General features: G+C 50.7%; 35 protein-coding genes and 1 pseudogene. 25 read left to right on the top strand and 11 right to left on the bottom strand.

Going from position 1 to position 26,332, the window contains the following annotated elements; all coding sequences use genetic code 11:
• Positions 1-554: 554 nt before the first annotated feature.
• The 3 genes and pseudogenes from GS398_RS22665 to GS398_RS09905 form a co-directional block, all read left to right on the top strand.
• Positions 555-699 (top strand): annotated as a pseudogene (locus GS398_RS22665) (RHS repeat domain-containing protein); the annotation flags it as partial.
• A complete protein-coding gene (locus tag GS398_RS09910; RefSeq protein ID WP_202406007.1) occupies positions 690-1,337 on the top strand; it encodes a hypothetical protein in 648 nt (215 codons plus the stop codon). The pseudogene GS398_RS22665 and the gene GS398_RS09910, both read left to right, overlap by 10 nt.
• Before the next feature lie 7 nt (positions 1,338-1,344).
• Entirely contained in the window at positions 1,345-1,857 is a 513-nt protein-coding gene (locus tag GS398_RS09905; RefSeq protein WP_160906602.1) for a hypothetical protein, read from the top strand.
• Between the two features lie 98 nt (positions 1,858-1,955).
• Here the strand turns inward: GS398_RS09905 and GS398_RS09900 are convergent, their stop codons facing one another.
• On the bottom strand, positions 1,956-2,108 hold the full coding sequence (locus GS398_RS09900) for a hypothetical protein (protein ID WP_202406006.1): 153 nt from the start codon (positions 2,106-2,108) through the stop codon (positions 1,956-1,958).
• A gap of 88 nt (positions 2,109-2,196) precedes the next feature.
• Here GS398_RS09900 and GS398_RS09895 point away from each other — a divergent pair, with 88 nt between their 5' ends.
• From GS398_RS09895 to GS398_RS09870, 6 genes are all read left to right on the top strand, one after another.
• Complete coding sequence (locus tag GS398_RS09895) at positions 2,197-2,568, top strand: site-specific integrase (RefSeq protein WP_160906601.1); 372 nt, start codon at positions 2,197-2,199, stop codon at positions 2,566-2,568.
• A gap of 17 nt (positions 2,569-2,585) precedes the next feature.
• Positions 2,586-2,804 carry an integrase gene (locus tag GS398_RS09890; protein ID WP_160906600.1) on the top strand — a complete coding sequence of 73 codons (219 nt, stop codon included), beginning with the start codon at positions 2,586-2,588 and terminating at the stop codon, positions 2,802-2,804.
• A gap of 92 nt (positions 2,805-2,896) precedes the next feature.
• Positions 2,897-3,187 (top strand): ORF6N domain-containing protein, encoded by a 291-nt coding sequence (locus GS398_RS22445; protein ID WP_160906599.1) that lies wholly within the window; start codon positions 2,897-2,899, stop codon positions 3,185-3,187.
• A gap of 58 nt (positions 3,188-3,245) precedes the next feature.
• On the top strand, positions 3,246-3,395 hold the full coding sequence (locus GS398_RS22440) for a hypothetical protein (RefSeq protein ID WP_160906598.1): 150 nt from the start codon (positions 3,246-3,248) through the stop codon (positions 3,393-3,395).
• Between the two features lie 150 nt (positions 3,396-3,545).
• Positions 3,546-3,836 carry a PH domain-containing protein gene (locus tag GS398_RS09875; RefSeq protein ID WP_160906597.1) on the top strand — a complete coding sequence of 97 codons (291 nt, stop codon included), beginning with the start codon at positions 3,546-3,548 and terminating at the stop codon, positions 3,834-3,836.
• Positions 3,837-3,922: 86 nt separating this feature from the next.
• The gene (locus GS398_RS09870) at positions 3,923-4,174 is read left to right on the top strand and encodes a hypothetical protein (RefSeq protein WP_160906596.1); all 252 of its coding nucleotides are present in this window, start codon (positions 3,923-3,925) and stop codon (positions 4,172-4,174) included.
• Between the two features lie 309 nt (positions 4,175-4,483).
• Here GS398_RS09870 and GS398_RS09865 read toward each other — a convergent pair whose 3' ends face one another.
• The 8 genes from GS398_RS09865 to GS398_RS09830 form a co-directional block, all read right to left on the bottom strand.
• A complete protein-coding gene (locus GS398_RS09865) occupies positions 4,484-5,026 on the bottom strand; it encodes a hypothetical protein (protein ID WP_160906595.1) in 543 nt (180 codons plus the stop codon).
• Positions 5,027-5,028: 2 nt separating this feature from the next.
• Positions 5,029-5,508, bottom strand: a complete 480-nt coding sequence (locus tag GS398_RS09860; RefSeq protein WP_160906594.1) for an RNA polymerase sigma factor — start codon at positions 5,506-5,508, stop codon at positions 5,029-5,031.
• A gap of 12 nt (positions 5,509-5,520) precedes the next feature.
• Positions 5,521-5,712 (bottom strand): hypothetical protein, encoded by a 192-nt coding sequence (locus tag GS398_RS09855; RefSeq protein ID WP_160906593.1) that lies wholly within the window; start codon positions 5,710-5,712, stop codon positions 5,521-5,523.
• A gap of 441 nt (positions 5,713-6,153) precedes the next feature.
• Entirely contained in the window at positions 6,154-6,600 is a 447-nt protein-coding gene (locus GS398_RS09850; protein ID WP_160906592.1) for a hypothetical protein, read from the bottom strand.
• 3 nt (positions 6,601-6,603) lie between these two features.
• Positions 6,604-8,463, bottom strand: a complete 1,860-nt coding sequence (gene hscA / locus GS398_RS09845) for a Fe-S protein assembly chaperone HscA (protein ID WP_160906591.1) — start codon at positions 8,461-8,463, stop codon at positions 6,604-6,606.
• A gap of 230 nt (positions 8,464-8,693) precedes the next feature.
• Entirely contained in the window at positions 8,694-10,028 is a 1,335-nt protein-coding gene (locus tag GS398_RS09840) for a dihydroorotase (protein WP_160906590.1), read from the bottom strand.
• Positions 10,029-10,030: 2 nt separating this feature from the next.
• A complete protein-coding gene (locus GS398_RS09835) occupies positions 10,031-10,783 on the bottom strand; it encodes a DUF3307 domain-containing protein (RefSeq protein ID WP_160906589.1) in 753 nt (250 codons plus the stop codon).
• Positions 10,758-11,429, bottom strand: a complete 672-nt coding sequence (locus tag GS398_RS09830) for a hypothetical protein (protein WP_160906588.1) — start codon at positions 11,427-11,429, stop codon at positions 10,758-10,760. The genes GS398_RS09835 and GS398_RS09830 overlap by 26 nt, the downstream gene beginning before the upstream one ends.
• A gap of 152 nt (positions 11,430-11,581) precedes the next feature.
• Between GS398_RS09830 and GS398_RS09825 the strand changes: the two genes are divergently transcribed.
• The 15 genes from GS398_RS09825 (at position 11,582) to GS398_RS09755 (ending at position 22,856) form a co-directional block, all read left to right on the top strand.
• On the top strand, positions 11,582-12,940 hold the full coding sequence (locus GS398_RS09825) for a DEAD/DEAH box helicase (RefSeq protein ID WP_160906587.1): 1,359 nt from the start codon (positions 11,582-11,584) through the stop codon (positions 12,938-12,940).
• Between the two features lie 2 nt (positions 12,941-12,942).
• Positions 12,943-13,197 carry a hypothetical protein gene (locus GS398_RS09820; RefSeq protein ID WP_160906586.1) on the top strand — a complete coding sequence of 85 codons (255 nt, stop codon included), beginning with the start codon at positions 12,943-12,945 and terminating at the stop codon, positions 13,195-13,197.
• A 35-nt stretch (positions 13,198-13,232) separates the two neighbouring features.
• Positions 13,233-13,583, top strand: coding sequence for a gliding motility protein GldC (gene gldC, locus GS398_RS09815; protein WP_160906585.1), 351 nt, complete (start codon positions 13,233-13,235; stop codon positions 13,581-13,583).
• Between the two features lie 34 nt (positions 13,584-13,617).
• The gene (locus GS398_RS09810; RefSeq protein WP_160906584.1) at positions 13,618-14,037 is read left to right on the top strand and encodes a hypothetical protein; all 420 of its coding nucleotides are present in this window, start codon (positions 13,618-13,620) and stop codon (positions 14,035-14,037) included.
• A 10-nt stretch (positions 14,038-14,047) separates the two neighbouring features.
• A complete protein-coding gene (locus GS398_RS09805; protein WP_160906583.1) occupies positions 14,048-14,707 on the top strand; it encodes a heme exporter protein CcmB in 660 nt (219 codons plus the stop codon).
• A gap of 63 nt (positions 14,708-14,770) precedes the next feature.
• Complete coding sequence (ccsA, locus tag GS398_RS09800) at positions 14,771-15,448, top strand: cytochrome c biogenesis protein CcsA (RefSeq protein ID WP_202406005.1); 678 nt, start codon at positions 14,771-14,773, stop codon at positions 15,446-15,448.
• On the top strand, positions 15,445-15,651 hold the full coding sequence (locus GS398_RS09795; RefSeq protein WP_160906582.1) for a CcmD family protein: 207 nt from the start codon (positions 15,445-15,447) through the stop codon (positions 15,649-15,651). The genes ccsA and GS398_RS09795 overlap by 4 nt, the downstream gene beginning before the upstream one ends.
• A 154-nt stretch (positions 15,652-15,805) precedes the next feature.
• Positions 15,806-17,236, top strand: coding sequence for a Glu/Leu/Phe/Val family dehydrogenase (locus tag GS398_RS09790; RefSeq protein ID WP_160906581.1), 1,431 nt, complete (start codon positions 15,806-15,808; stop codon positions 17,234-17,236).
• A 232-nt stretch (positions 17,237-17,468) separates the two neighbouring features.
• Positions 17,469-17,885, top strand: coding sequence for a cytochrome c maturation protein CcmE domain-containing protein (locus GS398_RS09785; protein WP_160906580.1), 417 nt, complete (start codon positions 17,469-17,471; stop codon positions 17,883-17,885).
• Positions 17,885-20,347, top strand: a complete 2,463-nt coding sequence (locus GS398_RS09780) for a heme lyase CcmF/NrfE family subunit (protein WP_160906579.1) — start codon at positions 17,885-17,887, stop codon at positions 20,345-20,347. Before GS398_RS09785 ends, GS398_RS09780 begins: the two co-directional genes overlap by 1 nt.
• A gap of 2 nt (positions 20,348-20,349) precedes the next feature.
• Positions 20,350-21,126, top strand: coding sequence for a Rossmann-like and DUF2520 domain-containing protein (locus tag GS398_RS09775; RefSeq protein ID WP_160906578.1), 777 nt, complete (start codon positions 20,350-20,352; stop codon positions 21,124-21,126).
• A 26-nt stretch (positions 21,127-21,152) separates the two neighbouring features.
• Entirely contained in the window at positions 21,153-21,485 is a 333-nt protein-coding gene (locus GS398_RS09770; protein WP_160906577.1) for a 2Fe-2S iron-sulfur cluster-binding protein, read from the top strand.
• A 10-nt stretch (positions 21,486-21,495) separates the two neighbouring features.
• Positions 21,496-21,738, top strand: coding sequence for a Fe-S cluster assembly protein IscX (gene iscX, locus GS398_RS09765; protein ID WP_160906576.1), 243 nt, complete (start codon positions 21,496-21,498; stop codon positions 21,736-21,738).
• Positions 21,735-22,268 (top strand): KdsC family phosphatase, encoded by a 534-nt coding sequence (locus tag GS398_RS09760; protein ID WP_160906575.1) that lies wholly within the window; start codon positions 21,735-21,737, stop codon positions 22,266-22,268. The genes iscX and GS398_RS09760 overlap by 4 nt, the downstream gene beginning before the upstream one ends.
• Before the next feature lie 9 nt (positions 22,269-22,277).
• Complete coding sequence (locus GS398_RS09755) at positions 22,278-22,856, top strand: Maf family nucleotide pyrophosphatase (protein ID WP_160906574.1); 579 nt, start codon at positions 22,278-22,280, stop codon at positions 22,854-22,856.
• Here the strand turns inward: GS398_RS09755 and GS398_RS09750 are convergent.
• Together GS398_RS09750 and GS398_RS09745 are read right to left on the bottom strand one after the other, a co-directional pair.
• Positions 22,853-23,776, bottom strand: a complete 924-nt coding sequence (locus tag GS398_RS09750) for a Ppx/GppA phosphatase family protein (protein WP_160906573.1) — start codon at positions 23,774-23,776, stop codon at positions 22,853-22,855. The two genes, GS398_RS09755 and GS398_RS09750, sit on opposite strands and share 4 nt — an antisense overlap.
• Before the next feature lie 9 nt (positions 23,777-23,785).
• Positions 23,786-25,060 carry an exo-beta-N-acetylmuramidase NamZ family protein gene (locus GS398_RS09745; protein ID WP_237488154.1) on the bottom strand — a complete coding sequence of 425 codons (1,275 nt, stop codon included), beginning with the start codon at positions 25,058-25,060 and terminating at the stop codon, positions 23,786-23,788.
• A gap of 42 nt (positions 25,061-25,102) precedes the next feature.
• On the opposite strand from GS398_RS09745, the gene GS398_RS09740 reads away from it, so the two are divergent.
• Positions 25,103-26,329: an ABC transporter permease gene (locus tag GS398_RS09740; RefSeq protein ID WP_160906572.1), complete on the top strand. Its 1,227-nt coding sequence runs from the start codon at positions 25,103-25,105 to the stop codon at positions 26,327-26,329.
• The last annotated feature ends 3 nt before the right edge of the window (positions 26,330-26,332 follow it).

Below are 26,332 nucleotides of genomic sequence, written 5' to 3'. Positions count from 1 at the left end.
GCCGGGCCGGCACGATCCGTTTACCCCTGACGATCACAGCAGGCCCGGCCTCCTACATGTGCGCCGGTCACGCTCGTGCCTCGCGCTTCTCCCGGCACACCCTCGCTCCACTCGCGGACGGCTCGCAACGAAGATCCTGCCTTTAGTGACGATCCCCGCTAACCTTCACGTTTACAGCAAAGCACTTTAGGGGAAGTGCCAGCCTGGCCGGGGGAACAGCGGCATCCTCCGAATCAGGGACAGTGCGCCCGTCCAACCCGGTTATGGTGGTAAGGGCCACAAGATCCTGCTAACCATTGCGTTTGGTGGTTTCTGGCCCTTACCACCATAACCGGGTCAAAATGCAAGCTGGTACCAAAAGTTTGTTCTGATATACCCTTTCCCTCCGAACGAAAGGCAGTGCCGGAACTTTGGCCACTGCACCGATCAACACAAAAAAATCGGGTGGAAAACCGACAGCCAACATCTATCTTTGGTGGTAACGTTCTTTGAAGTAAACCGGGAAGTGTGCCGGAAAACCTGCGGAACTGTAAAAACTGCGGTGAAGGGAATAAGATTACGGGGCCAGGTTCTATGATCCGGTAATTGGTAGATGGACAAGTGTGGACCCTTTGGCGGAGAAGATGAGGAGACATTCTCCTTATAATTATGGATTCAACAATCCTTTGAGGTTTATAGATCCTGATGGGATGGCACCTAATCCCATTTATGGCACAGACGGCTCGTTGTTAGGCACGGATGATAAGGGATTACAGGGACAAGCTATAGTTATGAAGAAAGAGGACTTTAAACAAGGAATGAGTCATGACGAAGCAGTAAAAAATAGCACCTATAAAGAGGGCGATCCCAATTACGGATTTGATAGTAAAGAAGCTGCAAATAAATACGCCGCTAGCTACGTTACCTTAAAAGATCGACCTGACTATGATGGTTTTTTAACCAAATCCGAGGCTGATGCTTGGTGGAATGGGAAATCTGGAGATCCATTATTTGTAGACGAGAGTAAAATAAATCTTCCTGGCGTAACTACCGCATCATTCGGGAATCAAGATGGTGGCACATTTTCTAAAAATTTTGTTTGGAATCTAGGAGGCGACAACGGGTTGACTACTACAGGTAAGGTATACGGATCGTTAAATATGACCCTATTGGATTCAAAAACAGGGGCTGTGATGATTGGAAATGAAAACAAGGTAGATAGGTATAAATTCGACATGCAAAAAAATAGACCACTAAGAAATGTTGCTACCTGGGCGGGTAGACCAGGCGGGGCAAATGACGGGAAAGATTATGACATTAGAGGTTATGGCCACGCAACTGTGCCTGTAGTTAAATAAATTAACAATGAAAAAAACATTTATATTACTATTTGTTTTGTTACTATTAGTAGCCTCGTATTTATTTTATAACGAAATTTCTTTCGACCCTTTAAAGAAAGTTGATTTTACTAGCTTATTCGAAGGCTACAAGGGTAACGCAAAAGTTCTTTGCAAAAAAGACTTCATCGGCATCACTACAAGTGGGGATTTTTTTGAGCTTTATGTGTATTCTCTTGATGATGTCAAGATTAACAATGATTATCCTCAGTTTAGTAATTGGGAGAATAGTACTGCTACCAAGGAAACAACTATTGGTAAATGGCGGAATTGTCCTATTAATAAAGATGTTATAAACCTGTATAGATTTATTATAGGAGCCAATAATCTTAACACTTCTGATTGCGGTATTTCATTTAAAAACGAGATACTAAATCCCCGAAATTTCTACAGTTATATATCAATTAGCGACACAGAACAATATTTTCTCCTTTATTCATCAGCGACAAACAAGCTTTACTATATTCGCCGAAAAGGGTAGTGTATTCAGCAGAGGGCGTGTACCTAAATTATGGTTACATAACAACTTGCAAGCTCTATGAATAAGCTAAACAAGCCCCTTAATCGGTGCTTTGTTGTTTATAAGGCAGCTACATTCTTTTGAAAGAAGTCTTTAAACTTCTTATTGGTGAGCATTTTATCAATGAGCTTAAACACCATTGCCCTGTCGTCCTCGTCGAGCTGGCGGATCAGGCGCAACTGCTCGGAGGCGTCCTTGTCCTCGATCACCACTTCCACGGGCAGTTCCCCTTCACCAGTTGGTCGAGCGTGATCCGGAACAGTCCGGACACCTTCTGCAGCTACGCCGAAGCGAAGGAGTATGTCCCCGCTTAACTTTAATGACTACCTGGCACAAAAGAAGATGGCCTCGAAAACGATCAGCCAGCACCAGGCTAACCTTGAAAACCTGTACGAGCGGTATGAGATCAGGGACGAGCGGACGCACCGGAACAAAGTGATCTTGGGACTGCTGGTGTACCAGGGCTTAACAAGGGAAGAACTGGAAACATTGCGGCCTGAACATCTCAAACTCCGGGAAGGCAAAATACAGGTACTGGCAACCGGGAAACTTAATGGCAGGATCCTAAGACTGGAACCTCACCAGGTGATCGACCTGCAGGAATACGTGCTGCTGGTACGCCAAAACTGCAACGCAAAACGGAAAGGCTGTTTACCGGCAGAAATGACCTGAAGAGCCTGAAAAATACTATGCTTCACCTGAAATATGCGCTGCAAAGAATCGATCCGAAAGTAAAGAACGCCATGCAGATCCGGCAAAGCGTGATCACCGAATGGTTAAAGGAAAAGAACCTGCGGATCGTTCAGTACATGGTCGGCCATAAATACGTGAGTTCGACGGAGCTGTATAAAACGACCAACCTGGAGAACCTGAAAGAGGCATTGAATAAGTTCCATCCATTGAAGTAAAAGAGCAGATAAATATCTTTGGAGGTCGCAGATTGCGTCCTCCGTTAAACCTCAATTATGGCACCTAACCTGATGATCCCCGATGAATTGTAATGAATAAGATCTATGTGATCCGGGGTTATAAAGTAATGCTGGACAAAGACTTAGCAGAGCTTTACGAGGTGACCACCGGTAACCTGAACAAGGCCGTAGCCCGTAATCTCAAACGGTTCCCTGATGACTTCATGTTCCGGCTGGACGAGGAGTTCAAAAACTTGCTCTTCCAAAATGGAATAGCAAGATGGGGCGGTACCAGGATCCTGCCTTATGCGTTCACCGAACAGGGTGTAGCGATGTTATCGGGCATCCTGAATAGCGACCGGGCGATCTCGGTGAACATCTAGATCATGAGGATCTTTACCCGGATCAGGCAGATGCTGGCCCGATAATACCGAGATCCGTTTGGAGATCGAGAAGATCAAAAAAAAGCTGGACAACCAGGACAAGAATATGGAGATCGTGTTCCGCTACCTGGATGAACTGCTGGAAAAGAAAGACGAGCCAAAGCTGGAAAAACCACCGATAGGTTACAAGCTGAAAGGCAAATCCTGAAAAAGATCACGTTCAGCGCCTTCCTGGCTGTCATGTCTTTCGCCTTCCTTCCTCTTCCTCATAGTCGGCTCTTCTGTCTGCTCCTTCCTCGCATCCAGCCGCCGCCTTATTGTATGGCTCGCCTGCGGGTCGCCCGGGCTTCGGGCGACCTTGTTTTATTGCCTGCGGCTGTGGTTCGATACCTGGTACGCCATTAAGGAAGGCAAACTGGAATACAGGTCGGGGCCGTTCAGGGACGTTATAGAAGTGGACAGGATCAAGACCATCACCTTCAGCAAAAGCATAATGAGCGGTTTCCGGCCGGCCCTGGGGTTTCACGGGATGATCATCAGGTATGACCGGTGGAACAATATTTATATTGCGCCTAAGGACAGGGAGGAAATGACGGCGGAACTGGTAAAGATAAATGGAGAGATTGAGGTGGTAAGGCATGACAATTGATCAATTTATAGGGGTTCGTTGGTTATTCTCCGGATAGCGCGTATATTGCATATCACCCGAACCAATTGCGGGTTTAATAACTGTTGATGCGCTTATCCCACAGCATGAAATACTGCCTGGCGAAAATGCCTGTTTGTTTTTTTATGCTTGCGGTATTCGTTATTGCCGGTTGCGCGCAGGGTGGCGATACGGTTCAGCACCAGGTGGTTAACACAGCCAAGCCCGGTAACAGCAAGGTAGTGAGCGTGCCGCGTTCGCCCAATGCGCCATCGCTGCCCAAAGCTGCCTGCTGTAAGGGGGCGCCGTCGCGTATGCGGGTGCTATCGGCTGGAAAATAACTATGAGATCTTTACGTGCAGCTATTCTTTTCGCATGGATCGCGATCATGCTGACATCTTGTAACCAGGGAACTAAAAGCCCCGGCGCCGCAGAATCATACACCCAGCCTGTGATACCGTTCCGGCCAAAATGGTATGGGTGCCTCCGGGTACGTTTAAGATGGGCACCAATGATCCCGCTTATACGGATGCTGCGCCGCGCGCGGGAAGCCGTGGAAAGGGGGAGATAAACAGTGCGTCTAATAATTGGGGGTTCAGGTGTGTAAAGGGGAAAAGCGGGTAGGAGATGTGGAGATTCACGGTAGCGGATCAGCGGAGGGCGCTGATTGTTTTGCCAAGTAACGAGATCCTTTTATTCCACATTCGGAGCAGCAGCCATATCTGCAAGGCAAATACCAGGGCGATCGCGCCTAACGACAGCATTCTTGTTAAATTGAGTCTTAATCCATAGGTAAAAAATAACACCAGGCCCGTGCCGAATAATGTGCGCGCGGCAACGGATAAAGCTGCGAACGTTTTTAACGACCTGTGATAATTTTCCAGCGATCGTTTCAAGTCAGTGCCTTTTACCAGGTTCTTTGCGCCAAGGTAACCGGCCGTATTGTGGGCCAATGGCAGGAGCACCGAAATGACGAGCGTGATATTGATCCACAGCGGTTTGCGGTCGCCGTCAAACATCGTGTAACAACATGCGAGAAAGATCGTCCACCCGGCGATCTCCAGCAGCGACTGCCGCCTGATCTGTTTGAGCACGGGGTGCCTGTTTTCCGATAGCATCGTTTTGATGTCGGCAGGTGTTTTTGAGAGTGATACGGGCGTGTTCCAGGCGGATCTAAATTCGTCGAGTTCCATGGTTAGGTTGTTAAAAGTTTCCTGATCTTGTTTTTTACCCGGTTTAGTTTCACACCAACATTGTTTTCGCTGATCCCCATGATCTCTGCGATCTCATGATACGTTAATTCTTCCAGGTAAAGTGTGATGAGCGCTTTTTCACTATCGTCCAGCCGTGCAATCGCGTTAAAAAGCTGATCCTGCCTGAGGGCCTGCTCCTCATTTACCCGGGGTTCTTCGTGCAGGTCCGGCAGCGCGTCGGGATACGTGATGTCGGGTTTTTTCTTTCGGAAGGATGCGATGGCCGTATTCAGTGCGATCCTGTACATCCAGGTGCTTACCCTGGCGTTTCCTTTAAAGGCAGGGAACGCTTTCCATAGCTGGAATACGATTTCCTGGAACAGGTCCTCGCGATCTGTTGTACCATTGCGGTACAACCGGCAGATCTTGTGGATAATGCCCTGGTTGGCGGTAACCAGTTGCAGGAATACGGTTTCATCCATCGCGGCAGCGGCTTATTGCCCCTTGATCTCTTGTATTTGCCGGCTTAATGAGCGGATACTGTCCATCATAGACAGGTTCTCTGCTTTAAGGCTGTCGACGGCCGCGTGTAATTTTTCGTCCCTGAGTTGCGACCTCCCTTCGGGGGAGGACTCACGGCCGCAGGACATCAGCGACAGGAGAAGGGCGATAGTCAGTAATTTCATATGGTTATTTACCGCTATTAGTTGACAGATAACCGTAAACCTTACAGGTGGCGGCAAAAAAATGCACCGTTTATAACGGGCTCTGTACGAATGTTATCCCGACCGCAAATTTTGAATCTCCAGTTTCTCAATCTTGAGAAGGTGAGGTAACAAGGCTTATCGGTTTCGTTAACATGACTTTCTTGTCGGGTTTCTCGTCCGGGTGAGTTTCCGGGTGTTTTTCAAAAAGCTCAATACCGTGTAACAGATCGACAGGTGCATCAATGCCTTCAATAATTTCTTTGACCAGTACCACTGCGTTTTTCTGTCAAGTAGCGAGGTCGACCGGATCGTCTGCGAAACGGCTGGTTTCGAAACGGAAGGTGAGCCCATAACTCTCGCAACCCCAGGGTTGGACCTCTGCTCCGCCGGGGGTAAAAAAATCTTCGCGGGGAAAAAGCTTTACCTGATGCGTTTCATCCGCGAGAACGGGTACCCGTTGCACCCTTTTTTGGGGTTTTTACGATCGGCAACAGCCGTAGCTTCCGCGATGGAGTCGTTGGCGGCATCATACGCGCTGAGACAAAAGCCCCATTTCCAGGGGTCCATGCCTTCAAATTGCAGGTAGTCGATCCGGGTGTATAAGCCGGGTTCTCCCGGGTTCTTTGCATCGTTTCGCGCAACCAGGTATTGATCTTTCGTGTTCCAGCGAATGATGTGGAACCGGGTACGCGGAAGCTGCGTCCATAGCGTGTCGGTGATGGTGTATTTGATCCCGTAGTCGTCGGTAAAGCTGCCTTTCACAAACGCGGGTGCGGTACCCTTTGTGCGGTCTGTTGCGAAACTCCCTGAAATAAGGAGCAACCCGACCAGGATCCCGGGTTTGCGGAGGAATAGATAGTGCATCATATGTCAGGATCCGATCTCTTTTCCCTTCATGGCTTTGCCGATGGCGAGGTCCATTACCCGTTCGGCAAAAGGGCGGGTATAGTCGTTCAGTTCATCCAGTTTCTTCAGGATCAGGTCTTTATCGCCGGATTCCAGCGATTGTTTCAGCAAGCCGATCATTTCATTTGTTTTGGTGATCTCGTCTTCCGCCAGGTATTCCCTGTTCTTTTCCACGAAACGTTCTGCGGTATACACCATTTGGGAACCTTCTGTTCTGGCTTCGATCAGCATGCGTTGGGTAACGTCTTCCTTAGCGTGCGTCACCGAATCGAGGAGCATCTGTTCCACTTCCGCATCCGTAAGGCCGTACGTGGGCTTTACTTCTACCTGCTGTTTTACGCCCGAGCGCAGCTCTACCGCCTGTATGGTGAGGATCCCGTCTGCGTTTAACAGGAAGTTAATGTCAACTTTGGGGAAACCAGCCGGCATGGCAGGAATTCCTTTAAGATCGAACTCGGCCAGCTTCCGGTTTTCTTTTACCAGGTCCCGTTCTCCCTGGTAAACAGCGATCTTCATGTTCACCTGCCCGTCTTTCGAGGTGGTGTACTGGCGGCCGGCCTTGGTGGGGAGGCGCGCGTTCCGCGGGATGATCACATCCATCAAACCGCCCATGGTTTCGATGCCGAGCGATAGCGGGGTGACGTCCAGCAGGAGAATATCCTTGCGGTTTCCAGATAATATGTCGGCCTGGATGGCTGCGCCCAGCGCCACTACCTGGTCGGGATCAATGTCGTCGTGTACCGGTCTTCCAAAAAAACCGGCCACTTTCTGTTTAACCAGCGGGGTACGGGTAGAACCCCCTACCATGATCACCTCCCTTATCTCGCTGGTTTGTATGCCCGCATCTGCCAGCGCGTTTTTGCAGCAGGTAATGGTTTCTTCTACCTTGGCAAGAATAAGCTCCTCGAACGTAATCCGGGTAATGGCGCAGGGGAATCCTGCCGCGGTGTCGTTGAATAGGTTCTGGGTGCTCAGCGCTTTTTTTGCCTCTTCTGCCTTGAGGCGAAGGGCTTGTGCCAGCTCTTTGTCTGAGGCCAGTGCTCCCGGGTCTATCTTGTTCATTTCCACCCAGTAATTCACAATCATCCGGTCAAAATCGTCGCCGCCCAAGAATGTATTCCCATTGGTTGCCAATACTTCGAAAATACCGTTCTGGATGCGCAGAATGGACACGTCGAAAGTTCCGCCGCCCAGGTCGTACACGGCGATCACCTTCTCCTCGGCGGGGTCGAGCCCGATGCCGTAGGCCAGGCTTGCCGCGGTAGGTTCGTTAACGATGCGCAGCACATCGAGGCCTGCCAGTTTCCCGGCATCGCGCGTAGCCTGGCGCTGACTATCGTTAAAATAGGCAGGAACGGTGATCACAGCCCGGGTGACCGCTGTTTTTAACGCGTGCTCGGCACGCGCTTTCAGCTCCTTAAGGATCATGCCGGAGAGTTCCACAGGCGTAAAAAACTGGTTGCCCACGTTTATTTTCACGAGGCTTTCGGAGTTGTCGTCGATGATCTTGTAGGAAAAAAGGTCTTTATAAGCTTCGATGTCGGCATACGACCTGCCGAGCAACCGTTTCACCGAGAAGATGGTCCTCCCCGGGTCGGTAAGCAGGAAACCGCGTGCCTCGTTGCCTACCGTAACCTGGTTATCGGCGCCGAAATGGATAATAGACGGCACGAGCACGCCTTTGCCGGTGTCGTTTATTACCTGTGGGTTGCCCTCGGGGGTAATAAAGGCAACTAAACTATTGGTAGTACCGAGGTCGATCCCGGCGATAATATCTTCTTTTTGAATGGAACCTGTTGCCAGGTTGATGGAAACTTTTGCCATAAAAGGTGTTTGTACTGGTGTTCAAAGGTAGGTAATGAATTACTTAATGAGTAGCGAATAACCCGTAACGGGTAGTTGCCCGCGGATAATCAGCCGAAAATGACACTCGCTAAATAATTGTTTTGGATCAATTCTTCAAGGTTAAAGCATAAAGCTGAAAGCATGAAGCCTGTTTTCGAACAATATGCTGCGTTTACTTGAATACACCTGAGCTTTCGCCTTTTAGCTTATTATACGGAGAACCTGAGCCGCTCGCCCATTCTTGATTCATTGAACTTCCCGTTGTGGTAAGCCAGGTGCCCCGAAACGAGCGTGTGGGTAACCGCCGACTGAAAGGTTTGTCCTTCAAACGGGCTCCAGCCGCATTTAGATAGTACGTTGGCGTGGTTCACTACCCATGGCTGGTGCAGGTTTACCAGCACGAGATCGGCCGCATAGCCTTCCCGGATAAACCCCCGGTTGGCTAACCGGAAGCAGATTGCCGGGTGATGTGCCATTTTTTCGGCAATATCGTCGAGCGATATTTTTCCTTGGTGGTACAATTCAAGCATCGCCGTTAAGGCATGTTGTACCAACGGGCCGCCAGATGGCGCCTGGCTGTAGGGCTGCGACTTTTCGGCGATGGTATGTGGCGCGTGGTCGGTAGCGATCACGTCGATGCGCCCGTCGAGCACCGCCCGGAAGATCTCCCGGCGATCGTCGTCGGTTTTGATGGCCGGGTTCCACTTGATCCAGTTGCCTTTTTCGGCGTAGTCGGCGTCTGAAAACCATAGATGGTGGATACATGCTTCGGCCGTGATCTTTTTTTCGCTTAGCGGAACAGCGTTACTGAACAGGCCGGTTTCTTTCCCGCTGGAAATGTGGAGGATATGCAGCCTCGACCCATGCTTTTTTGCGAGCGCCACCGCGAACGAGGAGGAAGTATAACAGGCTTCCGCGCTGCGGATAAGTGGATGCATTTCGGGGGTTAAATTTTCTCCGTACTTGTCTTTGAATAGTTGCAGGTTGCGGCGGATGGTGTCTTCGTCCTCGCAATGCGTGGCGATAAGCATCGGGGTGGAGGAGAAGATGTTCTCGAGCGTTTTCTCATTATCTACCAGCATATTACCGGTCGATGAGCCCATAAACACCTTGATGCCGCAAACGTTGGCCGCATCGGTGCGCAGCACTTCTTCGAGGTTGTCGTTAGAAGCACCCATGTAAAAGGAGTAATTGGCCAGCGAGTTTTTTGATGCGATGCTATACTTATCGGCCAGTAACTCCTGGGTAAGTGTGTTGGGTACGGTGTTGGGCATCTCCATGAAGGAAGTGATTCCCCCGGCTACGGCAGCCCGGCTTTCGTTAAAGATGTCGGCTTTATGAGTGAGCCCGGGCTCGCGAAAGTGTACCTGGTCGTCTATACACCCGGGAAAAAGATGCAATCCTGCCGCGTTGATCTCCGGTCCCGAAAAATCACCGATCTCCGGGGCGATCTTTTCGATCAGGCGGTCCCTGATGAGCACATCTGCGGTGAATTGCCGGCCTTCATTAACAACCGTTGCAGATTTAATGAGTAATGATGACATGGTTATGGCGTAAGTTGAATAAAATACAAGGCGATGATGCCGGTAATGATCGTAATACTGAAGCTAAGTAACGTGCCGATTAAAATGTATTCGGTTTTTCGGTGGTCCTTGTCGTCTCTCAGGTCGCCGATGCGCAAGATCGATTTTGCAGCCATCAGGAAACCGATGGCCGCCAGGCTGCCCTGTAAGATGAAGCTGAGCACCAGCGCCCGTTCAATGAGACCGATAAGCTTGCCTGCATTCGGCAAACCGCCGGTAACTGGCTCCTCCCATCGTTTTACGCAGATGCTGATAAATACGGATGCAGGGAGGCTCACCGCCAGGTAGGCCACAAGTACGATCCATATTTTGGCCGGCAAGGGTTGCCCGAGTGCGCTATATTGGCCGGTGGTCCACGCCCAGCAGGCCACGATCACTACGACGTGCGCCGCCTGGTCGAGCGCAAAAGCGATAAGCGGCCGGTGCTGTACATCCATACCGGGGTCGCGCTCCTGCGCTTTCCGCAGGCGTAGGTGATACCCTATCTTGCCCATATCGATCAGGAGGTGGCTTACGAGGATAACGATGACCACGAGGTAGTCTATATTAAACAGGAACAGTGCCAATATACAAGCGGCGTGGATGAGAAGGTGTTTAACCAAGGCGAGCGTGAGGATCTTCCTGTTCTTCGCTTCCGCATCTTTTCTTCCCTGGAAGATAAAGTCGCCGAGCAGGTGCGCCGCCAGCAGTTTAAGCAGTATGGTGATCCCGGTCATTGAGCAATTCGTTAACGGTTTTCCTGAAGTTCTCTTCGCAGAAAGCAAGGTATTCAATCTTCGCCTGTTGAAAGCGTTTATGAGCGCCCGGCTGCGTGATCCCGAATGCGGCGGCGATCTCAGACTGGTTAAGCTCTTTCAGCCAGTGCAGGTACAGCGTATCCGCCGATGCGGCCGACCAGTTCGAAATAATGTGATCTGCCCAGCGGGTAGCTACGTTCAGCAGGTTAATCCATGCCGGGTTGTTCATACCCGCAACCAGGTTATATTTTTCCTTTTCCAGCCCGTCGAGCAATTTTCCGGAGATGATAAACGCTTCCTCGTTCGATTCTCCGGGCTTGTGTTGAACACGGGCGAGGTTACCGATGCCCATGGCGATCCGGGCATCGAACCTGGCAGGAAATTCCGGGTAGATCGTTTCACTTTTCAACCCTGCACGGATAAGAATAGCCGCTTTTAAACTTAAACCCGCGTTTCCGCGCAGTACGAACTGGAAACTGTCGCCACGGTATATTTCATAACGGTCATGCCGGGCAGAAAACTGTTGGTTTACGTCGTGCAATACCCGTTTCAGCTTAGGCAGGAACTCCTGGTCTGTCCTGGTTGATCCGATCACATCGCCTGTTAATACTGCGCCTGTTTCCATAGAGAATAAAGTACAAATATAACCATTACAAGTTATATTTAAAAAGTATAACCTTAAATGGTTATAATATGTTTGTATAACCTTATATGGTTATAACCATGGCATTTGTCCGTTGGCCGCCGGACGTCCGTCGAATTCCGTACCTTTACCGCATGCCTTCATTCGAAGATTTTAAACTAAACCGCCAGATCCTGAATGCGGTAGCGGAAGCCGGTTTTACGGAGCCCACGCCCATTCAGCTAAAAGCGATCGCGCCAATACTCGCGGGCCAGGACATGATGGGGATCGCGCAAACGGGGACCGGCAAAACGGCGGCTTACGTACTGCCGATGCTGATGAAGCTGAAATATGCCATAGGAAACGACCCGCGCGCACTCATCCTTTCGCCAACCCGCGAGCTTGCTATGCAAATTGAGGAAAATATTAAGCTTTTTGCGAAATATACCGATCTGCGTACACAAGTGATCTATGGGGGGCTTGGCCCGAAAACACAGATCGCAAAGCTGGAAGAAGGAGTTGACATCCTGGTGGCCACCCCGGGGCGATTCCTGGACCTCTACCTGGCCGGCCACATCGTTACCAAACAGCTCCAGTTGCTGGTGATGGACGAAGCAGATAAGATGATGGACATGGGCTTTATCGGCTCCCTCCACCGGATACTGGAAGTGGTGCCAAGAAAAAGGCAAAACCTGCTGTTTTCCGCTACCATGAGCGAGCTGGTGCATAAGATCTCGGGCGACTTTTTAAAATTCCCCGCTATTGTGGAGGTCGCCCCCCAGGCAACCCCGGCACATACCATCAGCCAGGCGCTTTATCATGTGCCTAATTTAAAGACCAAGCTGAACCTGCTCCAGCACCTGCTCAAAGACGATGCGCACTTTAACCGGCTGATCGTTTTCTGTAAGACAAAAACGGTGGCCGACAATATTTTCCACTTCCTGCAGCGGCGGTACGGGGAGGAAGCGGTGCGTGTGATCCATGCCAATAAAGGGCAAAATACGCGTATCAACTCCATCACCGCGTTTAAAGAAGGCTCCATCCGTTTCCTCGTAGCCACTGATGTGGCCTCGCGCGGGTTAGACGTTAGCCAGGTGAGCCACGTGATCAATTTCGATGTGCCCATTATTACCGAAGACTACGTACACCGCATCGGCAGGACGGGCAGGGCCGAGCACGTTGGAGAAGCGATCACCTTCGCCAATATTGCCGAAGAGTATTATGTGCGCAAGATCGAGAAACTGATCAGGCAACCCATCCGGCTGCTGCCGCTGCCGCCGGAGGTATTTGTGGACGAAACGCCGTATGACGAACGCCAAGCGATCAACAAAGAGATCGACTTGCAAAAAAGAAAGGAAAATCCTGACTTCAAAGGAGCTTTCCACGAGAAGAAAGGGAAACCGGGCACAAACGCCCACAAATCGACCGCCCCTAAAAAAGGCGCGGCGACGCCCGGAGCATCCTCCGTTAAGAAAAAGGGAAAGCGGTTCGACAAGCCAAGTCGTACGAAATAGCGATGAAGTATAAACTGACCCTGCTTAACCTGCTGGTAGCAGCCTGCCTGGCGCTGGGCCTGTATTCTTTTTTAGGTGCCGGCAATGTGAAAGGACTGATGCGGACGGCGTTTCTCTTCCTGGCATTTATTTTTTTCGTTACCGACCTGGTATTCCGCCTGGCGCTGCCACATGCCAATCTTAAAAAGCTATGGCTATTGCAGCTGGCATTCGTCATCTTTGTGGCAGTTTTGATGCTGATCATCAGTAAAATTTAAATAATAGATACTTTTGCGGCAGAAATGTCCGATCAATGAGAAAAGAAGAAATAAACATCAAAGTCGAGCTCGACGAAAATAACGTCCCCGAGAATATTTACTGGGAGGCAACCGATTCTGATAACAAAGATGTAGTACCGGTAAAAGCGATCATGCTTTCGGTATGGGACCATAATTATGGCAACACGCTGAATACCAATATCTGGACCAAAGAGATGCCGCTTGATGAAATGAAGCTTTTTTTCTACCAGACTTTGCTGACCATGGGCGATAGTTTTTTGCGGGCTGCGGGTAACCAGCCGCTCGAGACCGCGGTTATCGAAGACCTTAGGGACTATTGCCTTCATTTCGCCGACAAGATGGAATTGAACATACGAAGAAGCTGATACGCAGCTAATTATATTATTTTAATCCCCCAATATGATGACCCTGAAGAACTACCTCGGATTTTTAGGATCGATCCTGGTGATCGTCGGTGCGCTGAGCCCGATGCTGCACGTGCCCATCGTGGGTACCTGGAATTACCTGGATATCGATACCGTATTGGCCTCGCTGGTGTTTACTCTCGCTATCCTGGGCTTCCTGGCTGCATTATTCAAACGGCCCGGTTTTCTCCGCTTTTGCGGATGGGCCCTGCTGGTGATCATCCTGTTTACCCTGGTGGCCGTTTATTTTAAGGTGAACAGCTCCTTCAGCTTCATCCCGTTAAAAAAACTGGCTGCAGCGGCCGCAAAGCTGATCAGGTACCGCTGGACTGGGTGGTTCGTGATGATCGTGGGCGCCGTACTGATGATCGCGATGGGAAGAAAAGACCGTAAAGCCGATATCGAAGTGGTATAGCCGCAATGCCATGTCAGAGCTCTCCCAGATTAAAACCCTTCTTCGCAAAGAGGTACTCCTCGAATGGCGTTCGAAATATGCCCTTAACGGGGTGATTTTATACGTGGTGTCCACGGTGTTTGTATGTTACCTGTCCTTTATCCGGATAGACCCGGTGGTATGGAACGCGCTTTTCTGGATCATCCTGTTGTTTGCCTCTATCAACGCCATTTCTAAAAGCTTTGCACAGGAGAGCAAGGGCAGGCAGCTTTATTATTATACTATCGCGTCGCCGCGCGCCGTCATTCTTTCCAAGATCATTTACAATGCCGGGCTCATGCTGGGGCTTTCGATCGTCGCCCTGGTAGTATACAGCGTGGTGTTCAGCAACGAAGTAGGCGATCCGCTATTCTATTTCCTGGCCGTGGTAATTGGCAGCGTCAGTTTTTCCTCGGTATTTACTATGGTGTCGGCCATCGCTTCGCGCGCCGGGAACAGCGGCACCTTAATGGCCATACTCAGCTTCCCGGTGATCATTCCGCTGCTGCTGCTGCTGATCAGGCTATCCAAAAATGCCATGGACGGGCTCGACCGCAGTGTTAGCTATGATGAGATCGGTGTGCTCGCACTCATTAACCTGATCGTGGTTACGGTATCAGTGATGCTGTTTCCGTTCTTGTGGAAGGAATAAGGAGAGGGAGTATTCTCCATTACTATTCCCCAAAATCCCGATTAATATTACCTTTATCCCCGAATGAGCTTCATATATAAATCCTGGTGGAAATATTTAGGTGTAGTATTGGTGCTTTACAGCATCGTTGGCGGTTTTTTAGTGCCGGTACCCGAATTGCCCATCCTCCGGGAAACTATCAGGAACCTGTATTTCCACGTACCGCTATGGATGGCCATGATCGTGCTGTTTTCGATCTCGGTATTTTACAGCATCCGCTACCTGGTACAGCCCGACGATGATTTCGACCTGGTTGCCGTAGAAAGCGTGAATGTAGGCATCGTATTTTATATCCTCGGTCTCGGGACAGGCATGATGTGGGCCAATTACACCTGGGGAACGCCCTGGAATAACGACATTAAGCAGCTCTGCGCAGCCATCGCCTTCCTGGTGTACTGCGCTTATCTTGTGCTGCGCAACTCGGTAGAAGAGGAGCAGAAACGGGCTAAGATATCGGCCGTTTACAACATTTTTGCCTACCCCATCCTGGTGGTGATGGTTTTTGTGCTTCCGCGGATGGGCGATTCGCTGCATCCCGGCAACGGTGGAAACCCCGCATTCGGCAAATACGATCTCGACAGTATGATGCGGCTGGTATTGTACCCGTCGTTTATCGGATGGGCGCTCATCGGCGTGTGGATCGCTACCCTTCGGTACCGCATACGTTTAATTGAAAGAAAAAGACTTGACGAAAACCTATGAGAATCCTAAAACTGGTATTGTTCCTTTGTTTACTATCTGTTACCGCTTTCGCCGCGGGCGACGACAGCACCATGGCGTTTGACATGCGGCAATCGGGAATGATCTACGTGGTAGTAGCCACCATCGCCATCGTCTTTGCCGGAATTGCCGTTTATCTTTTCAGCATCGACAAAAGATTAAAAAAAATTGAGCGGAATAATTAAAATCAAAACCGGCGCTTACGTGTTCTAAACATGTTTTTTAATGGTTATTAAATTGGTGTTCGCGGTACACTAAGGATGAGCAGGGTTGGAAGATTAAATAATTTTACCACAACTTTGCACCACTAACCAATTATTCCTGTATAAAATTTACATTATGAACAATTCTCTTGTTGTTGACGATACTCACTTTTTCGCCGACGTATGCCAGTTCTTTGATCACGCGGCGCAGTTTACCAAGCATCCGCAGGGTTTGCTCGACCAGATTAAAACCTGTAACAGTGTATACCGTTTCCAGTTCCCCATCCGTAAAGGCAATAGTTTTGAAGTGATCCATGCATGGCGCGTGGAGCATTCCCACCACATGTCGCCCACCAAAGGCGGTATCCGCTACAGCGACATGGTGAACGAAGATGAAGTAATGGCGCTCGCGGCGCTGATGACGTATAAATGCGCGATCGTAAATGTGCCGTTTGGCGGTGCGAAAGGCGGGATAAAGATCAACCCGAAAAACTACACCGTTGCCGAACTGGAGACCATTACCCGCCGTTACACGGTAGAACTTATCAAAAAGAACTTTATCGGCCCCGGCATCGACGTCCCTGCGCCTGATTATGGCTCCGGCGAACGCGAAATGAGCTGGATCGCAGACACCTATTATACCATGAATCCGGGTCAGCTCGACGCGATGGGTTGCGTAACCGGGAAACCGATCGCCCTGCACGGGATTGCGGGACGACGCGAGGCAACCGGCCGCGGGGTAGCCATTGCCGTCCGCGAATGCGTAAGCGTTGCCGAAGATATGAAACCGCTGGGCTTAACCGCCGGCCTCGAAGGCAAGAAGGTGATCGTGCAGGGATTGGGTAATGTAGGTTACCATTCTGCAAAATACCTTACCGAATACGGCGCTACGGTAGTTGGCCTTTGCGAATATGACGGTGCATTGTACAACCCCGACGGCCTCGACTTTGAAGCGGTAATGAACCACCGGAAACAAACAGGCTCGATCCTCGGGTTTAACGGAGCCACCCAGGAGTTTAAGAACCCCGCAGAAGGATTGGAGCAGGAATGCGATATCCTGGTTCCGGCAGCGCTCGAAAACCAGGTGACAGAAGCAAACATCGGCCGCATCAAGGCAAAAGTGATCGCCGAAGGCGCCAACGGGCCTACTTCTCCGCAGGCCGCAGCGGCATTCCTGGAACGCGGCGGAATTATTATTCCCGATATGTATTGCAATGCCGGCGGGGTAACGGTTTCTTATTTCGAGTGGCTTAAAAACCTCTCGCACGTGGCCTTCGGCCGTATGGATAAACGCTACGAAGAAAATGCCAACCTCAACCTGGTAAATACCCTCGAAGCCATGACGGGCGCTACCCTGGGCGCTGCGGAGCGGAAAATGATCATTAAAGGCGCCTCAGAACTTGAGCTGGTGAACTCCGGTCTCGAAGATACCATGATCCGCTCGTACCACGAGATCCGCGAGATCAAGATGCAAAACCCGAAGATCGATAGCCTGAGGACTGCCGCTTTTGTCGGCTCGATCGATAAAGTGGCGGTTTCGTATATGAATATGGGGATCTGGCCGTAAATAATAGGTTTGACGTAAAACGTTCGACGTCGTACGTACTGCAAAACGCCTGGAGAGATCCGGGCGTTTTGTGTGAAACGCCGCTCCTGGAAGACGTCCGGCATCTGGCGTTTAACATACAGGTATTTAGATTGATTCTTAATAATCCTCTTCTATTGTAAAAGTCTCGCGAAAGTTCATGTTTTCGTAATTTTGCGCTCCAAAGATCGTTTCGATTTTAGTAAACAGTACAATGAAGAAAACTTCCATTATAGGCCTGATCATTATCGCCATCTCCATCGGGGTAATCATCAGCATTTACGCCGACACCAGCACTTATGGTAATTTCAGCGAAGCACAGGAAAAGCAGTCTGAGCTGGTGGTGGTAAGCCACCTGAACAAGCGCAAGAAATTTACGTACGATCCGCATAAGGATGCTAATTACTTCGCGTTTTACGCGATAGACAACAAAGGCAAGGAGTGCCAGGTGATATTTAACGGCACAAAACCCCAGGATTTCGAGAAATCGGAGCAACTGGTGATCACCGGTAAAATGTCGGGAGAGAATTTTTATGCCTCCAGGATCCTCATGAAATGTCCTTCCAAGTACAACAAGGACCAGGTGGAAATAAAGGCGAACGGTAGTTCTGCGGTAAAATCTGGTATTTAATGGATCAGACATTCTCAGGTGAGCACCTGTTCGCTGGTCATGCCGGCCAGTTTTTCGTAGTTCTCTCGTTTGGTACGGCGTTGCTGGCTGCGATCTCCTACTATTTTTCGACGATAAAAGATACCGCCGATGGCTCATGGCTGCGGATTGCGCGGATCGCCACCTGGCTGAATACCGTTTCGGTGATCGGCATCGGCGCCAGCCTGTTCTACATCATTTATAATCACCTGTTCGAGTATCACTACGCCTGGGCGCATTCGTCCAGGGCGCTGCCTGTATATTACATTGTTTCCTGTTTCTGGGAAGGGCAGGAGGGCAGCTTCTGGCTATGGACGTTCTGGCAGGCCGTGCTTGCCAATATCCTGGTGTGGAAAGCGAAAACCTGGGAAAGCCCGGTGATGACCATCGTGATGGTTTCGCAGGCAATGCTCGCCTCTATGCTGCTGGGCGTGGAAATATTCGGCGAACGCATCGGCAGTTCACCGTTCATCCTGTTAAGAGACGCGGTAAACCTGAAAGAAATGGCGCCGGTATTGTTTGCCGATCCGGCCAATTATGCCAACTATCTTACCTATATCCAGGATGGTAACGGGCTAAACCCGCTGCTGCAGAATTACTGGATGGTCATTCACCCGCCTACTTTGTTCCTCGGGTTCGCTTCCATGATCGTACCTTTCGCTTACGCGATAGCGGGACTGTGGCAGCGCAGGTTTAGCGAATGGGTGAAGCCGGTGTTCCCGTGGGCGCTTTTTGCCTGCATGATCCTGGGAACGGGCATTATTATGGGCTCTTTCTGGGCTTACGAGGCGTTAAACTTCGGCGGCTTCTGGGCATGGGATCCGGTTGAGAACGCTTCCATCATTCCATGGATCACGCTCATTGCCGCCATGCACGTGATGCTGGCTTATAAAAACTCGGGCCATTCTTACTTTACGGCCACTTTCCTGGTATTGATCAGCTTTGTGCTGGTGTTGTATGCCTCGTTCCTCACCCGGAGCGGCATCCTGGGAGAAACTTCCGTGCACGCGTTTACCGACCTCGGGATGTTCTGGCACCTGGTGATCGACATCGTACTGTTTGGCCTGCTTGCGATCTATTTCCTGGTGAGCAGGTGGAAGCAGCTGCCCATCACAAGGAAAGATGAAGAAACCTATTCGAGGGAATTCTGGTTATTCATAGGCTCTTTGGTACTGGTAGTGGCTTGCCTGCAGGTGATCGGTACCACTTCTTTACCGGTGGTGAACGCCATGTTCGGCACGAAATTCACCATCAAAGAGCCCATTGAAACTTACAATAAGTGGCAAACAAATTTCGCGACGGTGATCGCCATCCTGTCGGGCCTTTCGCAGTTTTTAAAGTACAAGAACAGCGATCCCGGCAAGTTTTATAAAAAACTGGGTATCACCGCGGCGATTTCGGCTGTGCTTACCGTTGGGGCCATGCTGCTAACCGGGGTATATTCCAACCCGATGCTTGCCATTCTTTCTTTTGCGGCATTTTTCACGATCGCTGCCAACGGGGATATCCTGCTTGGGGCTATCAGGGGGAAATGGAAGCTCGCGGGTTCGTCTGTAGCGCATATTGGCTTCGGGCTGATCCTGGTAGGAGCGCTGGTGGCCGCGTATAAAAACAAAGTGATCTCCATCAATAACAGCGGCGCCGGTATTCCCGTGAAAGATTTTGAGAAGACCAATAAGTCCGGCGAAAATATCATGCTTTACAAAGACGAGCCTGTGCAGATGGATAAGTATACGGTTACTTATGTAAGCGATACCACCGACTACCCCAACACCTTTTATAAGGTAAACTATAAGGTTTTCGATAAAGACGGCAAAATAGAGGAAGAGTTTAACCTTTACCCTAATGCTCAGCAAAACGAAAAGATGGGGCTGATATCATCGCCCGACACCAAGCATTACCTGACCCACGATATTTACACGCACGCCACTGCCGCCCCGCAGATCGCTGATCACCAGGAGCACGAGGGTCATACGGAATCGGAGGAATACCAGGAGCCTTTAACGTTCGAAGTGAACGTTGGCGACACCGTCCGCTATAAAGGCGGTTTTATCGTGGTAGTATCGGTTAACAAGAACGCCACCATTAAGGATATTCCGCTGGAGGCGAACGATATTGCCGTGGGAATGAACCTGGAGGTCCACGCAGGGGAGAAAATCTACCCGGCAGAGCCACTGTACCTGTTAAAGGGTGGCAACCAGCCGATGGATTTCGGCCGGCGGGTCGACGATGCCGGCTTAATGGTGCGTTTCACGAAAATAAATCCCGATAAGAATAATCTTGAGCTGTTGGTATACCAGAAAAAAGTGCAGGAACGTAAATGGATCGTTATGAAAGCCATCGTTTTCCCGTACATCAACCTTTTCTGGGGCGGCACCATCATTATGGTCGCGGGCTTTCTTCTTTCCATTCTCCGAAGGAACAAGGAGCTTAAACGGAACTGATCATGCGCATTACGCTGATCGGTTCCGGGAATGTGGCCACCCACCTGGCCGCGGCGTTTAAAAATGCCGGGCACACCATTGCGCAGGTCTGGAGTCATACCTACCAGCACGCGGCGTTACTGGCCTACCATGTTAAAGCAACGGCAGCGGAACATCTAGGCGACCTCGACAGTTCGGCCGATATTTTTGTGATCGCGGTAAAGGACGATGCTATACCTGGCGTCGCCGGCCAGCTTAATGCCGGAAACCAACTGGTGGTGCATACTTCAGGTTCTACCGCAATGGACGTGCTTGCAGGCGTGTCAACACGCACCGGCGTAATTTACCCGCTGCAAACAATCTCTAAATTGCGGGAGATCGATTTCCGGCAAGTGCCGGTAGCCGTTGAAGGCAGCACGCCCGACGTTGCCCGTGAGCTGCATTTGCTGGCGTCAGGTATTTCTGGTAACGTGCTGGAGCTTAGCTCGGAAAAACGCCTTTCGCTGCACGTGGCGGCGGTATTCGCCTGCAACTTTACCAACCACCTGTACCAGCTGTCTAAAACTATCCTGGATAAATACGGGCTGGATTTCGATCTAATCCGTCCGCTTATCGCCGAAACGGCGGAAAAGGTGAGCACGGTTGACCCGGCCAGCGTACAAACGGGCCCGGCGGTACGGAACGACCGGCTTACGATGGATAAGCATCTTCATTTCCTCGAAAAAGAACCTGAACTACAGGATCTCTACCGCAGGCTCAGTCAGAATATCATCAATTTCCATAACAAGCAGCAGGGGTAATGCTATTTTATTAATTTTGCGGCTGAATGAATATTTTTAAAGTCAAGATCAATTTTGAAGAGGCCGGCGAAGAGTCTGTCGAACTGTCTATTGCGGAGGGAGAATCTATCCTGGATATCTGCCTCGACAACGGGATTGAGCTGCAGCATAACTGCGGCGGCGTATGCGGATGCAGCACCTGCCACGTATACGTAAATAAAGGGATGGATCACCTCCAGGAGATATCAGATAAGGAAGAGGATTTTATCGACCGTGCCGTGAACCCGCGCATCAACTCCCGTTTAGGCTGCCAATGCGTGGTGATAGACGGCGATATTGAAGTTACTTTACCAGATCAGACACAGTTCCTCGGCCACTAAGAACATTTACATGAACGACGATAAATTTGCCCTTCCTATTCATTGGAACGATATTGAAGATATTGCCATGGGTCTTTATGAGAAATTTGGTGACGATTTTACGGAGTCAAAGATCTACCGCATCCGTTTTACCGACCTGATGGAATGGGTGCTGTCACTGCCCAATTTCGCCGGGACGAGGGAGCAATGCACGGAGGGCTACCTGGAGCAGATCCAGTCGGCCTGGGTTTATGAGTGGCGCGATAACCAATGATCTTATCAAAGCTGCTTGTAATAAAGTCGTTTATACTCGACGTAGATGGCGTGCTTACGGACGCTACCGTCCTCGTTACCGAAAGCGGCGAACAGCTCAGGCGGTTTAATGTGCGCGACGGATACGCGATTAAGCTCGCTATCCGCAAAGGATTTAAGATCTGTGCCATCTCGGGCGGGTATTCCGAAACCATCGCTATGCGGTTGCGCACGTTGGGCATTACCGAGATCTACCTCGGCGCCGAACAAAAATTACAGACCTACAAAGATTTTATGGCCAGCCATGCCCTCGCTGGAGCGGAGGTGCTGTATATTGGCGACGATATTCCAGATCTCCCGGTGATGAAGCTTGCGGGTGTTGCCGCCTGCCCGGCAGATGCCGTAGAAGAAGTGAAGGCGATAAGTGCCTATATCTCGCCGAAAAAGGGCGGAGAAGGTTGTGTAAGGGAGATCATAGAAAAGGTGCTGAAGCTCCAGGACAAGTGGTACAGCGAGGAGCACGCTGCCGACGAACAGATCACCTCCACCTGATAATACCTGATGACCGTAAACACGTTTCCTCCCATTATCCTGGCATCCAAATCTCCGCGGAGGCAGGAGCTGCTTACGCTGATGGACATTACTTTCAGCGTCATATTACGCGAAGTGGATGAAACTTACCCTCCCGGGCTGCCCGTGGAAGAGGTGGCCTCGCACATCGCCGAAAAAAAGGCGCTCGCATTCGACCACCAGTTAAACGGTGAGCTGGTGATCACGGCCGATACCGTGGTGGTACTGGATGACCAGATCCTCGGGAAGCCTGCGGGGCCGGAAGATGCCATGACGATGCTCCGCTCACTGTCGGGCCGTACACACCGCGTTATCACCGGCGTTTGCCTGCTGTATCAAGATAAGCTGGTTAAATTTTCGGATGTAACCGAAGTAGTTCTTAGGGAACTGACCGGGGATGAGATCCGCTATTATGTTGAAAAATACCAGCCGCTTGACAAAGCCGGCTCTTATGGCATCCAGGAGTGGATCGGGTTAACCGCCATCGAAAGCATCCGGGGATCGTATACCAACGTGGTCGGGTTGCCCACGGAGAAATTATATAAAAACCTGCTCGCTGTTACAGCCTAGCTGATTACGTCTGCCAGCACGCCTTCCTTCAGGGAGTATGCCGACATCGATACCCGTGTGATCCCTGATTTCCGCATCACGAAGGCGGTCACCAGCGAAGCCACCACGATCATATCGACCCGTACCGGTTCGATGTCCTGCCGTTCCTCCCGTTGCCGGTGAGTCGAGTTCCGGAGCCAATCCATCACTGCCGCTAATGCCTGAAGGTTAAAATGATAGGTTTTAATGCGCTCGTTGTCTGCAGAAGCCCCGGATGTCCCGGTCATTTCTACGAACGTTTCGAACGATCCAGCCGATCCCACCAGGTGTTTTACCGGGTACGTTTTTACGGCCGCAAATAATGGTTGCAGCTGCTCTTCCAGGTATTGTTCAAGCCGGGCGATTTCCCGGGCCGCGATCGGGTCGCTATGATGATAGCGGTCCATCAGCCTCGCTGCGCCAATCTCGAAGCTTTGTTTCCACAGGATCCCGGATTGGGTACAGAGGATAAATTCTACGCTTCCGCCACCAATGTCCATGATGAGCGAACGATGGGGGCCAAGACTGCCGGATGCGCGGATCCCCTTGTAAATAAAAGCGGCTTCCTGTGCGCCGTCGATCACCTCGATACAAATGCCCGTTTCCTGTGCTACCTTTTTGATAAATTCAGGGCCGTTTGCGGCGTTCCTGATCGCCGAGGTGGCTATGGCGCGAACAGGGGAGGCGTTATTTTCGTGGATCTGCAGGGCATAGTTCCGCAGCATGGTTAACCCGCGTCCGAATGCGTCGTCACGGATGCGGCCGCTGTTAATGCCTCCTTCGCCAAGCTTCACGGCGTCGACCCGGTGCACCACCTCGCGTATAGCCCCCGCCTCAACGATGGCGATAAGCAGGTGGAACGTATTGGTCCCAAGATCGATCACGGCAACGGGGGCAGGCATGCGGTACAGTTACAGGTATAAAAGATACTTCTTGCGCATGATCTTATATTGCGAAAGCTGGGGCTCCCAACTGAGGCGGATCTCTTCTTCTGATTTGCCGGCAATGATCTGCGCGCGGAAATCTTCTGTGCCGGCCAGCCTGTCGATACTGTTTATTTCTTTGCTGAGCTTGCTGTCGAAAAACTTTCCTTTATATGGCGAGGCTTTATAAAGTTCCATCATCCAGGAGATGTTTACCTTGCCGCTTTTAACGAGCTTATCAGTGTTGTACTTCCGGAGGTCGAGCCCATAGCAGACTTTGTCCTGGAACAGGGGTGTTTCGCTCATGCCCGGGATGCTGGCAGGGGTAAATGAAAATGCGTAAATTCCTTTCAGTTCCGGGCTGCCGATTACGGTGAATGGATAATATGTTCCGCGGCCGTGGTTCAGGTAGGTGCCCTCGAAAAGGCAAGTTGACGGATACAGCAATACCGATTGTTGTGTGTTAAGGTTAGGCGACGGCTTTACCGGCAACACATAGGGTGTTTGGTGGGTGTAGTTGGCCACCCTGATAATATTCAATTTGCATTGAACTTTACCGGTAAGCCACCCTTCGCCGTTAGCCATCTGCGCAAACTCAGCAACTGTAAGGCCGTGACCGATCGGGACAGGGAACATACCGATACCTGATTTAAGCTTCATATCCAATACCGGGCCGTCAACCAGGTAGCCGTTGGGATTTGGGCGGTCGAGGATCATCAGCTCCTTGCCATTTTCGGCGCAGGCTTCCATTACCCGAGCAAGCACATTGATGTTGGTATAAAAACGTACCCCCACATCCTGCATGTCGTAAATTAGCAGGTCGAGGTCTGCCAGGTCTTCGCGGGTCGGCTTAATCTTTGGTCCGTATAACGAGATCACCTGGATCCCGGTAGATGGATCGACGGCATCTGCCACATTAACGCCTGCGCTCGCATTGCCCCGGAAGCCATGCTCAGGCCCGAAGATCTTTACGATATTTACCCCCATTTTTTTGAGGCTGTCGACACTCAGCTTGTGCCCGATCACCGACGTCAAATTCACCACCATGCCCACGCGTTTGCCTTTCAGGTAGGGGACGTATTTTTCGGTTTGGTCGGCACCGGTCACCAGGCGGCCCTTATGTTTCGGTTTATCGAGGTCTTCGGCCCTGATTTTCCTGGGGTCCGGCACCCGGTTGCCCCCAAAAGGAACATTCTGTGCACACATGGTAAATGATGCAGCCATCAACATCAGCATGGCCGGAACAAAACGATAGGGTTTCATGTTAGATTACTTAACTTCGCTAAAAATACAAAATCCATCCAGTTGAATCTGCCTTCTTTCATCGCCCGGAGAATTACTTTTCAATCTAAACGAACATTTTCGAAGCTCAGTGTACGCATCGCCATTTTGGGGATCATGCTCAGCCTGGCGGTAATGATCCTCTCCCTGGCGGTGATGCGTGGGTTTAAGGAAGAGATCCGGGAAAAGGTACGCGGTTTTTCGGGCGACGTGATGGTGATGAAGTTCGACCTGAACGCATCGCTGGAGAACTCGCCGGTGACCGCTAGCCCCGAAAGCATCCGCAAGATCAGGGCGTTGCCGGCGGTCGCGTTTATCCAGCCCGTGGCCAATAAACCCGGGATCATTAATGCTAACGGCGAAGTAGAGGGCGTGGTATTAAAAGGAGTGGACAAAACCTATAATTGGGACTTTATGAAGAAGATCCTGGTGGCAGGCCGGGTGATCGATTTTACCGACAGCGTGGAGGCAACCAAAGAGATCCTGGTGTCGCGGTATACAGCCGCGCGGCTGAAACTGAAGGTAAACGACGACTTCCTGATGTATTTTTTCAGGAATAATGCGCCTCCGCGTCCCCGGAAATTCAGGATCGCCGGCATCTATAACCTGGGAGTGGAAGAGGTAGACCGGATGTACGTGATCGGGGCGCTTCCCATGGTACAGCGTTTAAACAACTGGTCGCCTCAACAAACCGGTGGTTACGAGGTGCGCATCAGGGATTTTGATCACCTGGAAGAAGCTGCCGCCCGGGTAGATGATGAGTTGGGCATCGATCTGAAATCAAACACCATCATCGAGTCGTTCCCGGCTATTTTCCAGTGGCTTTCGCTGCTCGACGTTAATACGGAGGTGATCCTGGTGCTTATGATCGCGGTTGCGGTGATCAATATGATCTCGGCATTGCTCATCATCATTCTCGAGCGTACAGGGATGATCGGGATCCTGAAAGCGCTCGGGCAAACCAATTGGGGGATACAGAAGATCTTTCTCTACAATGCCGCTTACCTCATCGGGTATGGCTTACTGCTGGGCAATGTGCTGGGGATCGGGCTGGGCTTATTCCAGGACCGCACGCATTTCTTTACGCTCGACCAGACCTCGTATTATGTAAACTTTATACCGGTGATGCTGGATTTCACCGATATCATGCTCCTCAACCTTGGCACGCTCGCCATTTGTCTGCTGGTGATGCTGCTTCCGTCGACATTGGTTACAAGGATCGCACCTGTTAAAGCGATCGCATTTAAATAGCGC

It is taken from the genome of Hufsiella ginkgonis (assembly GCF_009834915.1).
Lineage (GTDB): Bacteria > Bacteroidota > Bacteroidia > Sphingobacteriales > Sphingobacteriaceae > Hufsiella > Hufsiella ginkgonis.
The sequence above is the reverse complement of the archived record's forward strand: the minus strand, read 5'-3'. Positions and strand labels throughout refer to the sequence as shown.

What these genes read in the sequence shown, in the direction of transcription:
- iscX (WP_160906576.1), top strand. Translation starts at nt 21,496, where the DNA reads ATGAACGACGATAAATTTGCCCTTCCTATTCATTGGAACGATATTGAA.
- GS398_RS09745 (WP_237488154.1), bottom strand. Translation starts at nt 25,060, where the DNA reads ATGAAACCCTATCGTTTTGTTCCGGCCATGCTGATGTTGATGGCTGCA.
- GS398_RS09910 (WP_202406007.1), top strand. Translation starts at nt 690, where the DNA reads ATGGCACCTAATCCCATTTATGGCACAGACGGCTCGTTGTTAGGCACG.
- GS398_RS09770 (WP_160906577.1), top strand. Translation starts at nt 21,153, where the DNA reads ATGAATATTTTTAAAGTCAAGATCAATTTTGAAGAGGCCGGCGAAGAG.
- gldC (WP_160906585.1), top strand. Translation starts at nt 13,233, where the DNA reads ATGAGAAAAGAAGAAATAAACATCAAAGTCGAGCTCGACGAAAATAAC.
- GS398_RS09905 (WP_160906602.1), top strand. Translation starts at nt 1,345, where the DNA reads ATGAAAAAAACATTTATATTACTATTTGTTTTGTTACTATTAGTAGCC.
- GS398_RS22445 (WP_160906599.1), top strand. Translation starts at nt 2,897, where the DNA reads ATGAATAAGATCTATGTGATCCGGGGTTATAAAGTAATGCTGGACAAA.
- GS398_RS09855 (WP_160906593.1), bottom strand. Translation starts at nt 5,712, where the DNA reads ATGAAATTACTGACTATCGCCCTTCTCCTGTCGCTGATGTCCTGCGGC.
- GS398_RS09805 (WP_160906583.1), top strand. Translation starts at nt 14,048, where the DNA reads ATGTCAGAGCTCTCCCAGATTAAAACCCTTCTTCGCAAAGAGGTACTC.
- GS398_RS09775 (WP_160906578.1), top strand. Translation starts at nt 20,350, where the DNA reads ATGCGCATTACGCTGATCGGTTCCGGGAATGTGGCCACCCACCTGGCC.
- GS398_RS09825 (WP_160906587.1), top strand. Translation starts at nt 11,582, where the DNA reads ATGCCTTCATTCGAAGATTTTAAACTAAACCGCCAGATCCTGAATGCG.
- GS398_RS09790 (WP_160906581.1), top strand. Translation starts at nt 15,806, where the DNA reads ATGAACAATTCTCTTGTTGTTGACGATACTCACTTTTTCGCCGACGTA.
- hscA (WP_160906591.1), bottom strand. Translation starts at nt 8,463, where the DNA reads ATGGCAAAAGTTTCCATCAACCTGGCAACAGGTTCCATTCAAAAAGAA.
- GS398_RS09760 (WP_160906575.1), top strand. Translation starts at nt 21,735, where the DNA reads ATGATCTTATCAAAGCTGCTTGTAATAAAGTCGTTTATACTCGACGTA.
- GS398_RS09890 (WP_160906600.1), top strand. Translation starts at nt 2,586, where the DNA reads ATGCTTCACCTGAAATATGCGCTGCAAAGAATCGATCCGAAAGTAAAG.
- GS398_RS09780 (WP_160906579.1), top strand. Translation starts at nt 17,885, where the DNA reads ATGGATCAGACATTCTCAGGTGAGCACCTGTTCGCTGGTCATGCCGGC.
- GS398_RS09860 (WP_160906594.1), bottom strand. Translation starts at nt 5,508, where the DNA reads ATGGATGAAACCGTATTCCTGCAACTGGTTACCGCCAACCAGGGCATT.
- GS398_RS09840 (WP_160906590.1), bottom strand. Translation starts at nt 10,028, where the DNA reads ATGTCATCATTACTCATTAAATCTGCAACGGTTGTTAATGAAGGCCGG.
- GS398_RS09895 (WP_160906601.1), top strand. Translation starts at nt 2,197, where the DNA reads ATGTCCCCGCTTAACTTTAATGACTACCTGGCACAAAAGAAGATGGCC.
- GS398_RS09820 (WP_160906586.1), top strand. Translation starts at nt 12,943, where the DNA reads ATGAAGTATAAACTGACCCTGCTTAACCTGCTGGTAGCAGCCTGCCTG.
- ccsA (WP_202406005.1), top strand. Translation starts at nt 14,771, where the DNA reads ATGAGCTTCATATATAAATCCTGGTGGAAATATTTAGGTGTAGTATTG.
- GS398_RS09870 (WP_160906596.1), top strand. Translation starts at nt 3,923, where the DNA reads ATGCGCTTATCCCACAGCATGAAATACTGCCTGGCGAAAATGCCTGTT.
- GS398_RS09755 (WP_160906574.1), top strand. Translation starts at nt 22,278, where the DNA reads ATGACCGTAAACACGTTTCCTCCCATTATCCTGGCATCCAAATCTCCG.
- GS398_RS09835 (WP_160906589.1), bottom strand. Translation starts at nt 10,783, where the DNA reads ATGACCGGGATCACCATACTGCTTAAACTGCTGGCGGCGCACCTGCTC.
- GS398_RS09795 (WP_160906582.1), top strand. Translation starts at nt 15,445, where the DNA reads ATGAGAATCCTAAAACTGGTATTGTTCCTTTGTTTACTATCTGTTACC.
- GS398_RS09865 (WP_160906595.1), bottom strand. Translation starts at nt 5,026, where the DNA reads ATGGAACTCGACGAATTTAGATCCGCCTGGAACACGCCCGTATCACTC.
- GS398_RS09830 (WP_160906588.1), bottom strand. Translation starts at nt 11,429, where the DNA reads ATGGAAACAGGCGCAGTATTAACAGGCGATGTGATCGGATCAACCAGG.
- GS398_RS09750 (WP_160906573.1), bottom strand. Translation starts at nt 23,776, where the DNA reads ATGCCTGCCCCCGTTGCCGTGATCGATCTTGGGACCAATACGTTCCAC.
- GS398_RS09785 (WP_160906580.1), top strand. Translation starts at nt 17,469, where the DNA reads ATGAAGAAAACTTCCATTATAGGCCTGATCATTATCGCCATCTCCATC.
- GS398_RS09810 (WP_160906584.1), top strand. Translation starts at nt 13,618, where the DNA reads ATGATGACCCTGAAGAACTACCTCGGATTTTTAGGATCGATCCTGGTG.
- GS398_RS09850 (WP_160906592.1), bottom strand. Translation starts at nt 6,600, where the DNA reads ATGATGCACTATCTATTCCTCCGCAAACCCGGGATCCTGGTCGGGTTG.